At 27.7% G+C, this 12,598-nt stretch carries 9 protein-coding genes; 7 read left to right on the top strand and 2 right to left on the bottom strand.

Going from position 1 to position 12,598, the window contains the following annotated elements:
- The first annotated feature begins 42 nt into the window (after positions 1–42).
- The 6 genes from KGF50_RS11260 (at position 43) to KGF50_RS11235 (ending at position 9,934) form a co-directional block, all read left to right on the top strand.
- Positions 43–1,254 carry an exonuclease SbcCD subunit D gene (locus tag KGF50_RS11260; RefSeq protein WP_227848131.1) on the top strand — a complete coding sequence of 404 codons (1,212 nt, stop codon included), beginning with the start codon at positions 43–45 and terminating at the stop codon, positions 1,252–1,254.
- Positions 1,241–4,768, top strand: a complete 3,528-nt coding sequence (locus tag KGF50_RS11255) for an AAA family ATPase (protein ID WP_227848130.1) — start codon at positions 1,241–1,243, stop codon at positions 4,766–4,768. The genes KGF50_RS11260 and KGF50_RS11255 overlap by 14 nt, the downstream gene beginning before the upstream one ends.
- Positions 4,769–4,900: 132 nt before the next feature.
- The gene (locus KGF50_RS11250) at positions 4,901–6,154 is read left to right on the top strand and encodes a hemolysin family protein (protein WP_227848129.1); all 1,254 of its coding nucleotides are present in this window, start codon (positions 4,901–4,903) and stop codon (positions 6,152–6,154) included.
- Between the two features lie 150 nt (positions 6,155–6,304).
- Positions 6,305–7,357, top strand: coding sequence for a sporulation integral membrane protein YtvI (gene ytvI / locus KGF50_RS11245; RefSeq protein WP_227848128.1), 1,053 nt, complete (start codon positions 6,305–6,307; stop codon positions 7,355–7,357).
- 88 nt (positions 7,358–7,445) lie between these two features.
- A complete protein-coding gene (gene pepT / locus KGF50_RS11240) occupies positions 7,446–8,672 on the top strand; it encodes a peptidase T (RefSeq protein WP_227848127.1) in 1,227 nt (408 codons plus the stop codon).
- Positions 8,673–8,881: 209 nt separating this feature from the next.
- Positions 8,882–9,934: a cell wall-binding repeat-containing protein gene (locus KGF50_RS11235; RefSeq protein ID WP_227848126.1), complete on the top strand. Its 1,053-nt coding sequence runs from the start codon at positions 8,882–8,884 to the stop codon at positions 9,932–9,934.
- Positions 9,935–10,231: 297 nt separating this feature from the next.
- Here KGF50_RS11235 and yfcE read toward each other — a convergent pair whose 3' ends face one another.
- A complete protein-coding gene (yfcE, locus tag KGF50_RS11230) occupies positions 10,232–10,798 on the bottom strand; it encodes a phosphodiesterase (protein WP_227434011.1) in 567 nt (188 codons plus the stop codon).
- 23 nt (positions 10,799–10,821) lie between these two features.
- The gene (locus tag KGF50_RS11225) at positions 10,822–11,622 is read right to left on the bottom strand and encodes an NAD(+)/NADH kinase (RefSeq protein ID WP_227434012.1); all 801 of its coding nucleotides are present in this window, start codon (positions 11,620–11,622) and stop codon (positions 10,822–10,824) included.
- 136 nt (positions 11,623–11,758) lie between these two features.
- On the opposite strand from KGF50_RS11225, the gene KGF50_RS11220 reads away from it, so the two are divergent.
- On the top strand, positions 11,759–12,598 hold an 840-nt coding region (locus KGF50_RS11220; protein WP_227848125.1), incomplete at its 3' end, for an ABC transporter ATP-binding protein.

Here is a 12,598-nt window from a genome sequence, read left to right as displayed (position 1 = left end):
TTTTGATATAAATTAAACATAAAGATAAATGGGAGGGAAAAAATGAGATTCATTCATACATCAGACTGGCATCTAGGGAAATCCCTAGAAGGCCACTCTAGAATTGAAGAACAGGCAAAATTTTGTGAGGACTTCATACAAATAGTAGAATCAAGTGAAGTTGATATGGTAATAATTGCTGGGGATATATATGATAATTCTAATCCACCAGCTCAAGCAGAAAAACTGTTTTATAAAACTGTTTCAAGACTTGCTAATAATGGACAAAGATGTGTAATAATAATTTCAGGGAATCATGACAATCCAGAGAGACTTTCTGCAATAACACCTTTAGCACATGAACAGGGTATACTTATATTTGGTTATCCATCAAGTTCTACAGAAAGAGCTACGTATGAAAAATTTGAGATAACAGAGGCCATACAAGGATGCACAACATTAAATATAAATGGAGAAAGTGTTGTAATTGCTACGTTGCCTTATCCAAGTGAAAAAAGGTTAAATGAGGTTTTTTCAAGTGAAGATGATTTGGAAAAGCAAAAGACTTACTCTGAAAAAGTAGGAGATATATTTAGAAATTTAGGAGAAAATTTTAGAAGTGATACTATAAATATAGCAGTATCACATATATTTGTAATAGGTGGAGAGAGTACTGAATCAGAAAGACCTATACAACTAGGAGGAAGCTTTTTGGTTGAGAAAAAAGACTTGCCGGAAAAAGCTCAATATACTGCGCTAGGACATTTGCATAAACAACAAAAAGCTTCTGAACGTTTAAATGCATATTATTCTGGTTCTCCACTTCAATACAGCAAAGATGAAAGAGCATATACTAAAGGCGCATATATAGTGGATATAAAAGCAGGAGAAAAACCAAATATCGAGGAAGTTTATTTTAACAATTACAAACCAATAGAAGTATTTAAATGTAATGGTATAGATGAAGCTTTAGATATATGTGAGCAAAATCAAGATAGAGATATTTGGTCATACTTTGAAATAAATACTGATGAGATAATATCTCAAGGTGAAATTAAAAAAATGAAAGAATTATTAAAAGACATAATAGAGATAAAACCAATAATAACATCTTGTTATGAACAAGAAAGTGTAGATATAAAAGAAAAGTCTATGGCAGAATTATTCAAAGAATTTTATTCCTTTAGTAGAGGTGTAGAGCCAAAAGGAGAACTTATGGATTTATTTCTAGATATAATAAGTGAAGAAGGTGAATCAACAGATGAGACCAATTAGATTAGAACTGACTGGACTTAATAGTTATATTGATAAACAAGTTATAGACTTTGAAAAACTAATTGAAAGAGGTTTGTTTGGAATATTTGGGACTACTGGAAGTGGTAAATCTACAATTTTAGATGCCATAACCATTGCTATGTATGGAAATATATCTAGAAATACAAAAGAATATATAAACAGTGTATGTGATAAAGCAATTATATCGTATGAATTTGAGATAGGAAGCAAAAATACAAGAAGAAGATACATTGTAGATAGAACTATTGTAAGAAGTAAAACAGGAACAAAAACTTCTGGTGCTAGATTAGTAGAGGTGTTAAATGATAATACAAAAAATGTTTTAGCTGATAAAGTTGTTGAAGTAAATGAAAAAGTGGCTCAAGTTGTAGGACTAACATCGAACGATTTTACGAGGTCAGTAGTTTTACCACAAGATAAATTTAATGAGTTTTTGAGATTATCACGTGCAGATAGAAGAGACATGTTAGAGAGAATTTTCAATCTTGAAAAGTATGGAAGAAGTCTTGGAGATAAGGTAAAAAAGAGAAAAAATTTACATTTGCAAAAGTTAAAAGACTTAAAGTCAAAATTAAGTCAATACGATGGAATAACAGAAGAAGTGTATAATAATATCAATCAAGAACTAGTAGAGTTAAAAAAACTAGAAAAAGAGAAAAATAAAATTTTGGATTTAGCTCAAAAATCTTATGAAGAGAGTAAAGTAATATATGAGGAACAATTGAAACTAGAGAAAAATGAGCTTAGAAAAAATGAACTTAATCTAAAAAGTAATGAGATAAAAGAAAAGACTAATCTTGTAGAAAATGATAATAATGCAAGAAAAGTGGACCCATACATAGGCACAGTTCAAAATTTAGAAAAAAGGATAAAAGAAGATAGTTTTACAGTAGATAATTTAGAAAAAAAATTAGTGATTTTAAATCAAGAACTTGAAGTTATAAAGCATAGATATGAAAAAATAAGTCGAATTAAAAATGAAGAAGTTCCTAAGTTAAGTGAGGAAAAAATAAAGTTACAACAGGCAATAAAATTAGAAGAAGAATTAGTTTTACTAGATAAGGAATTAAAAGAATTAAAAGAAAATGGTCTTGATTTAAGTAAGAACAAAATGGAACTAGAAAAACTAAAAAAAGATTCTGAATCTAGAAAAGAAGCAGTTATTAAGTCTGTAAAAGAAGTTGAAGGAAAAATAGATAAAGTAAATATAAGTGCAGAATTAAAACAAAAAATATTTTTAGCATATGAATATGAGAAAGATTATAATAAAGTACTAGAAGAGAAAACTCAAAAAATAAATAAACTAGAAGAAATATCTAAGGATACAGAAGATATAAATTTAAAAGTCAGATATATTGATAGAGATAAAAATGATATCAACCGTAACCTAGAAAGTTTGTCTCTTCATTTAGATGTTCTTCTTAAAAAATGTCCTGGTAAAAGTGAAGATTTGCTTTTAAAATCTGAATATGTAACTGAATTAAGAAATAAGGCAAATAATACCAAAGAAAATGAAATTAAGAAAAATAATATACAAGATGAATTAAAAGTAGTTTTAGAAAATAAATTTAATATTGAGAGAGAGCTAAATCTAGTAAATGAAAAGCTTGAGAACAATAGAAAAAATAGAGAAGACCTTGAAAAAGAGTTGGAAGAACTAAAATACTTGAATTTGGCTTCTGAGCTTAGACGTGAATTAAAAGAAAATGTGCCATGTCCAGTTTGTGGTTCAAAGCACCATGAAAATCATAATATAACTAATTATGATGAAAATATAGTTTTTGTCAAAGATAAATTAGATAAATTGGAAAAAGAAAAAGTAAGCATAAGACATAATATTGAAGAATTAAATGCCAAAGTAAGTGGTTATGTCTCTGTAGAAAAAATGAAAACTAAAGAATTGGAAGATGTAAAAGGAAAGCTTGGGGAAATTCCATCCAGTCAATTATTTAAAAGACTTGATGATGAACAAAGAAAATTAGCTGTACTTAAGTCTAACATTCAAGAGTGGGAAAAAGAGAAAGAAAGCACCGAAAATAAAATAACATTAGCAAAAGAAGAAAAAAATAGAATTGAAAAAGAAGAATTAAAGATAAATGAAAGTTTGAATAACTATAAGAAATTAATAAAAGATTTAAATATCGAAATTGAAAGTCTGGAACATAAATGTAAGAAATTAAAGCAAGAGTATTTAGGATTAAAAACAATTACTAAAGTTTCAAACCTATCGTCTAAAGTAGAAGAAATAAGAGAAAATGAAAAAAAATTAGAATTATTAAATACAGGATATTCAAACTTATTAAAAAACAGAGATTTATTAGATATTAAAATAAGAGAACAAGAAAGTAAGTTACATGAAATAGAGCTAGAGTTAATAAAAGCTAGAGAGTTATATGTAGAAAAAAAAGTGCATAGAGAAAGCAAATATAAAGAAGTAATTAATATAACAAAAGGTGATTTAGCTAAAAATCTTTTACATAATGTTGAAGAACGTATATGCAAGATACTAGAACAAGAGGAGTCTAGTAAAGTAAAGCTAGAAGAACAGAGGATAGAATATGAAAAAAATCTTGCTGAGAAGCACAATATAGATGGAAGACTTAAAACTGCTAAAGAACAATATAAAGAGCAAAAAATAATATTAAATAAACTGCTATCAGAAAATAAGTTTGAAAGTATATATGCAGTAAAAAGAGCTTTATTAGAAGGTGAAGAAGTAAAAAAATTGATTGAAGAAATATTGGAATATGAAGAAGAACAAAAGTTATTATCGTTTAAAATAAAATCATCAAAAGAAAAGTTAAATGGAAGAATTATTAAAAAAGAATACTTTGAACAATTAAAAGATAATATTTATAATATGAAAGTAGAAATAGGAAATATATCCAAAGATATTGGAGCTAATCAAAACAAGTTGCTAACATTAAAAGATTCTTTAGATAAGATAAATGATTTTAATAAGGAACTTAGATTAGTTGAACATAAAGTAGATTTGTTAGAAGAATTAGATAAATGTATACAAGGAAATAAATTTGTAGAATACGTCTCTACAAATCAGCTAAAGTATATAGCTTTAGAAGCATCAAAAAGATTAGAAGGAATAACTAAAGGAAGATATGCACTTGAAATTGACTCAACACTCAATTTTGTAATGAGAGATAATTTTAATGGTGGAGAAAGAAGAAGTATTGATACTCTATCTGGAGGAGAGACATTTTTAACTTCACTATCATTAGCACTTGCTCTTTCATCTCAAATACAATTAAAAGGAAGTGCACCGCTGGAATTCTTCTTCTTAGATGAAGGATTTGGTTCATTGGATAGTGAACTTTTGGAGATTGTTATAGAATCATTGGAAAGATTGCATAGTAATAATCTAAGTGTGGGTATAATAAGTCATGTCGAAGAACTTAAAAATAGAGTTCCTGTTAAGTTATTGGTTTCATCTAGTGAAGCTGGAGTAGGTTCGAAAGTAAAAATTGAATACAGTTAGAAACAATATGTTAATTGAATATATTATCTAACATTTCCAAAAAATATATAATTGTGATATAATTAAAACTAATATTAAATTTATTTATAATTAATATCAATATAAAAAAACAAGTAAGTAGGAGTGTGGTAAGTGTTGGAATCGCCCGATAGTTTGGTCCAGATTATAATTTTAGTAGTATTACTTATGGGGTCTGCATTTTTCTCAGCATCGGAGACAGCTTTAATGTCTTTAAGTAAAATCAGAATTAGATATATGCAAGATGAAGGAGTCAAAGGAGCTAAGTTAGTAAGTTCATTAATAGAAAACCCAAATAAACTTTTAAGTTCTATATTAGTTGGAAACAATGTTGTAAATATAGCAGCAACATCCATATCAACGTCACTGTTTATAGGGTTGATGGGAGAAAAAGGAGTAGCACTTGCTACAGCTGTTATGACAGTACTAGTGTTAATATTTGGTGAAATTACTCCAAAGACAATAGCAGCAAGTAACTCAGAAAAGGTTTCTCTTTTAGTATCTAAGCCTATAAGAGTAATTATATTTGTATTGAGACCAGTAGTATGGGTATTTAATATAATTACGAATGTTATATTTAAATTGTTTGGGATAACACATAAAGGAGCCAAGTCATTTATAACTGAAGAAGAGTTAAAAACTATGGTAAATGTAAGTCATGAAGAAGGCGTCCTTGAAATGGAAGAAAGAGAAATCATAAATAATGTATTTGAATTTGGAGATATGCAAGCCAAAAATGCAATGATACAGAGAATAGATATGGTAGCTATAGATATGGAAGATAGTTACGATGAAATCATACAAGTATTTAAAGAAGAAAAACTAAGTAGAATGCCTGTATATGAAGAAACTATAGATGATATTGTAGGAATACTTAATATAAAAGATATTATATTTTTATCAGATGAGGAAATAGAGTTATTTGATATTAAAAATTATATGAGAGAACCATTTTTCACATATGAGTTTAAAAAGATAACACAGCTTCTTGAAGAGATGAAACTTGAAAAAAGTCAAATGGCTATAGTTGTAGATGAGTATGGTGGAACATCTGGTCTTTTGACTATAGAAGATTTAGTAGAAGTAATTGTTGGTGATATAGAAGACGAATATGATGAAGAAGAAGATGAAATACAAGTTATAAAAGAAGATGAGTATATTGTAGATGGAAGTACTAAAATTGGTGATGTTAATGAACTTATAGGTGTAAACTTAGAATCTGAAGAATTTGATTCTATAGGTGGGTTTATAATTGGACATTTAAGCAGATTGCCAGAAGAAAATGAAGTAATTGAAGTTGATAATATAAGATTTTGTATAGAAAGCATAGAAAAAAATAGAATCAAAAAAATAAGAATATATACATAATGTAATAATGTTCTTAAATTTATTATAAGTGCATTGAATGTAGAATTTAAATTCTATATTTAATGCACTTATTTTTATTTTATATTCAAATAAAACTAGTATGAAATGGACAAAATAGAAATATAAATTAGAAGGAAGGAGATTTTTAAGATGAACATATTAGAAAATGATTTTTTATACAAATTAAAAAATAACACTATCTTTTTTTGCATATACACATTGTTGTTTATTTTTATTTATAAAGCGTTTCCATACATAGCTCCATTTTTTTTAGGTGGAATAATAGCTCTTATGATTAATCCTATATCACAAAAATTAGAAAATAAGTTTAACATCAATAAGGGTGTATCCACATTAGTTTTGAGTTTTCTTGCAGTAGCAGTAGTAAGTACAGTTACTACAATAATCGTAATAAATTCAGTTAAAGAATTAATGAGATTTTTAAATAATATATCTGCCAACCCTGAAGATATAAGCAATACAATTATGTATTTTTTAAATAAAATAAATGCCTATATGAAATCATTTCAAGAAATAGCTAATTTTGATATAGAACAATTAGTAAGTAAGTTTAGTAATGAGGTAATGCACATTACAAAGAATCTCCTTACAAGTATACTTGGACTGGCTACCTCTATTCCATATATTATAATATTTATAATTACTTTGTTTATTGCTACATATTTTATAGCAAAAGATTTAGATAAAATTGAAAATAATTTTTATAATATGTTTACTGTTGATGTCAGAAAAAAGGTAAAGAATGTAAAGAAGGAAGCAGGTCTTTCTCTTGTAGGATATATAAGAGCTTATACAATACTTATGGCTATAACTTTTTTTGCGATATGGGGAAGTTTTGCTATATTTGGATTGAAATATGGACTGATAGTAGCTTTTGTAGGAGCTTTAATGGACTTAATTCCATTTTTAGGAATAATAACAATATACCTTCCAATAATCGTGTATTATTTTCTTATAAAAAATTATTTTATAGCTGTAAGCATGCTTATAATATTTTTTGTTTTATCTCTAATAAGAGAAATACTTGAACCTAAATTAGTATCAGTAAATGTTGGGCTAAATCCATTAGCAACACTGGCTGCAATTTTTATTGGAATTCAGGTAAAGGGAATAATAGGAGTAATTTTTTGTTTGGGTTTGGTATGTATGCATGATATACTTAAGAAGGTGGATATCTTTTAACTATAAATAATTAAGATATTTTTGTAGTAAAATTTTATTCACTAATAAATAAAAATTCCATTAATATTGTAAGAAAGAAGGTATATGCATGAAACAAAAAGTAGTAGAAAGATTTTTAAAATATGTATCATTTGATACAACATCGAATTCTCAATGTGAAAATTGTCCATCTTCAGAAGGTCAAAGAGTTTTAGCTGAGTATATAGTTGAAGAGTTAAAATCAATTGGTATTGATGAAGTAAATTTAGATGAAAACAGTTACGTAATGGCTACTTTAAAAGGAAATGTTGAAGGTGTAGATACTATAGGATTTATATCACACTTGGATACAATTGAAGATATAAGTGGAAAAGATATTAAACCAAGGATAATAAAAAATTATGATGGAAAAGATATAGTTTTAAATGAAGAATTAAATGTTGTTACATATATAAAAGATTCTCCAGAATTAGTAGAATTTAAAGGAGATGATTTAATAGTTACTGATGGAACAACTTTACTTGGTTCTGATGATAAAGCTGGAATAGCTGAGATAGTAACTGCAATAGAATATTTAATCAATCACCCAGAAATTAAGCATGGAGATATAAAAATAGGATTTACACCTGATGAGGAAATTGGAAGAGGTGCAAATCTATTTGATGTTGAAAAATTTGGAGCAAAATATGCATATACTTTAGATGGAGGAGTAGTTGGAGAACTTGAATGTGAAAACTTTAATGCTGCAAATGCAACTATTACTATACATGGTAGAAACGTTCATCCAGGTTCAGCTAAAAATAAAATGGTCAATGCTATACATATAGCTGCTGAAATATCAGAAATGTTCCCAGCAGATGAAAGACCAGAAACAACAGAAGGTTATGAAGGATTTTGGCATTTAAATACTATAAATGGAAATGTTGAAACTGTAAGTATGGCTTATATTATTAGAGACCATTGTAGAGAAAAATTTGAACAAAGAAAATCTATAATGGTAGAAAATATAGAAAAAATAAATAAGAAATATGATAATAGAGTAGAATTAGACTTAAAAGATTCTTATTATAATATGAAAGAAAAGATTGAACCAGTTATGTTCATCGTTGATATAGCCAAAGAGGCAATGGAAGAAGTAGGTATACAGCCACGTTTAGTTCCTGTAAGAGGTGGTACTGATGGTGCAAGACTATCATTTGAAGGACTACCTTGTCCAAATATATTTACTGGAGGATTAAACTTCCATGGTAAAAATGAATGTATCCCAGTTAGTTCTATGGAGAAAGCTACTAAATTAGTTATAAAAATAGCTGAAAAATATGCTGAAAGAGTTTAGTTAAAAGTATTCAAAAATTAAGAGTTTAAAGTTATAATAGCTATATCATTCTTTATAAAACAAACTGATTGTAAGTTTGTTTTGTATTTAAGATGATATAGCTATTTTTATAATTATTTTGGTAAAAGATAATTATATTTACTTTGGGGTATAAATAAATATTACAGAGTAACCATAAGTATTAATATTTTAAATAAGGGGGAATTATATTGAAAATTAAATCTAAAAAAATAATGGTATTTACACTTGTATTAGGGCTTGTAATGCCTAGCTGTGTATATGCAGATACAACTAGCAAGAATCAAAATCCACAGACACATATGAATAGTTATATTCAAAATAGAAAATCTCCAAAGGGAGAAAAGTTAATTGGGGAAGATAGATTTGATACAGCTATAAAAATATCTCAAAGTGGATGGAATAATGGTTCAGAGAGGGTTTTTCTAGTAAATTCAAATTCATTACCAGATGCGCTAGCTTCAACTCCTTTAGCAAGCAAATTGGATGCGCCAATACTACTTACTAATAAAAATAATGTACCAGAAAATGTAGCAGATGAGATAACAAGACTTAATCCTGAAGAAATTATTTTAATTGGAAGTGAAGGGGCAATTTCATCAAGTGTAAAAAAATATCTTGAAGATACAGGTGTTTTAGTAAGTAGAATTGGAGGAGCAGACAGAGAAGAAACTTCTTTGCTTCTTACTAAACAATTGGATGATACAGGAGATTTAGGTGTTTCAAAAATAGCAGTAGTTAATGGTTATAATGGCCTAGCAGATGCAACTTCTATATCAAGTCCAGCTGCAAGTGATAATATGGCTATAATATATACAAGTAAAGATAGTATAAGAAGTGAGGCTAAAAGTTTTATAACACAAAATTCAAATGAGACATACATAATAGGTGGAGAATATAACATAAGCAAAAAACTTGAGGGACAACTAGTAAATTCAGAAAGGCTAGCTGGAACAGATAGAAAAGACACAAATGCTAAAGTTTTAGAAAAATTTTATGGAAAATTAAGTAAGGTTAGTAATATGTATTTTGCAAAGGATGGAAGTGGTAGAGAAGCCGATTTAGTTGACGGACTTGCTGCTGGCGTATTGGCAGCAAAGACAAAGTCACCTGTCATCCTTGCAAGTGGAAGTCTAGGTAATGGACAACAAAGTTTTATAAAGAAAGTAAAAGCAGATAAATTTGTACAAGTTGGTGGAGGAAAAAATAGTAATCCTTATACAGAAGCATTAGGATTACAATAGTTCAATAATTAGTAATATTATATAATAAATACAAGTAAACTAAGTTATGTTTAATTAGAAGTTTGAATTGATGTATTTGAAATTCTAATTAAGTTGCAAACAGCTTAGTTTACTTGTTTTTGTGTGAATAGATACTTTACTATATAGTAGATTATACAGTTTTCTAATGATATAGAAAAGACACTTCAATGTGAAGTGTCTATCTATAATATATTTTACTTTTTCAATTAAATTTACTCTATATGTTTTAAGTATTAACCTTTAATGTTTTTCATACATTCTTATGGCATACTACATTTAGTTAATATTGATTATATTTCCAGTATTAATATCGATTAAATTGATATCAAGTTCAAGCTCATCTTCATCATCAGTTTTTATAATATCTATAATTGCTACAGAATGGCTTCCATCTTTAGGGATAGAAGTACTTCCTGGATTTATAACTATTAAATTATCATCCATATATAGTTTCTTTACATGAGTATGTCCTAAAACTAATATGTCAGCACCCATTTTCTTTGATTTATCAATAATCTCTTCTTCTGTTTCTGTATAACCATGATTTAATATAATCCTAATTTCTCCAAATTGGCTCATGACATAAGGACTTTGAATAGGATGTTCTATTACCATCTGGTCAACATCTGCATCACAGTTCCCTTTAACAATTATAATATTTTCTAATTTGTTTAACACTTCTATAAATTTTTTAGGATTATATCCTTCTGGAATATCATTTCTAGGGCCATGATATAAGACATCTCCTCCATGTAAGAGAATATCACAATCAGATAATACATTTAATGCTTTTTCAAAGTAAAGTAAACTACCATGAGTATCACTCATTATTCCTATTTTCATATTAAAATCCTCCTAAGTGCAGTCTATAAAAATTTTTCAGATACTCTATGCCAAAACTCGTAATTTGACATCCTAAGTAATTTTATTTTTGCGTCAGACATGCTAACTTTTATATTTTCAATTTGTCTAAATCTGTGCTCAACACCATCAACAACAATCAATAATGAATCTTCAAATCTGTACTCTGGTGCAATCTTTATAACAGATTCATTTGAACATATTATACTTGATGTAAAACATCTATATGCATTAGTGTTTATTGGATGTAAAGGTGTAATCTGCATAAGTTCAAGTTTTATATCAACAATACTACCGCCAGCAGAATAGTTGTAGGCGGTTGAACCTGTGGAAGTAGAAATAATCATACCATCTCCACTAAAATTTTGTATATGTTTATCATCAAGGCTTAGATTAAGATGTATAGTTCTAGACTTGTCTCCTCTTATAACAACTTCATTTACAGCAAGCATGTTAGAGCCACTAGTAGTTGTATATACCTCAGCATTAAGAAGTGACATTTCTTGAATAATATAATCTTTTTTTATATAAGCTTCAATAAAGCTATCAATCTTATCTGGTAAAATATCAGGAAAAAATCCCAGATGTCCTGTATTTATACCCATTATGGGAATTTCAGGAAAATCGAAATCTCTAACTGTTCTTAAAAAAGAGCCATCACCGCCAATTGATATAATAAGTTCTGTATCTGGATAAATATCTGAATACACCTCAAAGCCAGCATTGACAAGTTTTCTAGTTAAGAGTTCTTTAGTCTCAAGGGACTTATTTAATTGGTTTGCATTTATAGTTATAATTCTTTTCATATATTCACCTCTTCATACTTTGTATTATAACATAGTTTTATAATTCTTAATTTATAAATTTATAAATGTCCTAGCTTGTTGTGAATGTGTTAAAATATGTATAGGGGGTATAAAAAATTACATAAGAGGTGAAGACGTGTTTAAGGTAAAGAATATTACAAAAAAATTAGGCAAATTTAAATTAAATAATATAAACTTGGAATTAAAAGAAGGAGATATTATTGGAGTTATAGGACCAAATGGTTCTGGAAAGACAACTTTAATAAAAATTATAATGGGTATTATTGATGCTGATGAGGGTGAAATTGAACTTTGTAATGAAACAATTGACAATTCTCCAGTGAGTTTTAAAAACAATATTGGTTTTGTATATGATTCTTTACAATTTTATCCACATTTAAAGGTGAAAGAGTTTAGAAGAATAGTATCTTTATTTTATAGTAATTTTGATAGAGAAAGATTTGATGAGTATCTTGAAAAATTTGAAATAGAAGAAAATATACATATTAAGAATTTATCCAAAGGACAATCTGAGAAGCTTATGCTAGCAAATGCACTTAGCCATAATGCTAAACTACTTATTTTGGATGAACCAACTGCTGGAATAGACCCAATTGTAAGAAAAGAAATAATGCAGTATCTAAAAGATTTTGTGAAAAATGGAAGTAGTAGTGTAATAATTTCAACTCATAATACAGATAATCTAATTAGGATTGCTGATTATCTTATTTTTATAAATAAAGGAAATCAGATTTTTACAATAAAGAAAGATATGATAGAGCAGGAGTATAAAATAATTAGGGCAAATAAAGCAGAATTAGAAGAGATTAAAGAAAATATAGTTGGTGTAAAAGAGTATAAATATTATAGTGAAGCACTACTAAAAGTTGGAGATAACTTAAAAGTAAAAAGCTTATTGATAGAAATTGATAAGCATAAAGTTAAAAATCCTACTATAGAAGAACTAATGTATTAT

It is taken from the genome of Clostridioides sp. ZZV15-6598 (assembly GCF_020657705.1).
Lineage (GTDB): Bacteria > Bacillota > Clostridia > Peptostreptococcales > Peptostreptococcaceae > Clostridioides > Clostridioides difficile_F.
This window is presented reverse-complemented; position numbering and strand designations above follow the sequence as displayed.

Bases quoted from the DNA above. Each gene is read 5' to 3' on its own strand.
- KGF50_RS11260 (WP_227848131.1), top strand. From the start codon at position 43: ATGAGATTCATTCATACATCAGACTGGCATCTAGGGAAATCCCTAGAA.
- KGF50_RS11255 (WP_227848130.1), top strand. From the start codon at position 1,241: ATGAGACCAATTAGATTAGAACTGACTGGACTTAATAGTTATATTGAT.
- ytvI (WP_227848128.1), top strand. From the start codon at position 6,305: ATGAACATATTAGAAAATGATTTTTTATACAAATTAAAAAATAACACT.
- pepT (WP_227848127.1), top strand. From the start codon at position 7,446: ATGAAACAAAAAGTAGTAGAAAGATTTTTAAAATATGTATCATTTGAT.
- yfcE (WP_227434011.1), bottom strand. From the start codon at position 10,798: ATGAAAATAGGAATAATGAGTGATACTCATGGTAGTTTACTTTACTTT.
- KGF50_RS11225 (WP_227434012.1), bottom strand. From the start codon at position 11,622: ATGAAAAGAATTATAACTATAAATGCAAACCAATTAAATAAGTCCCTT.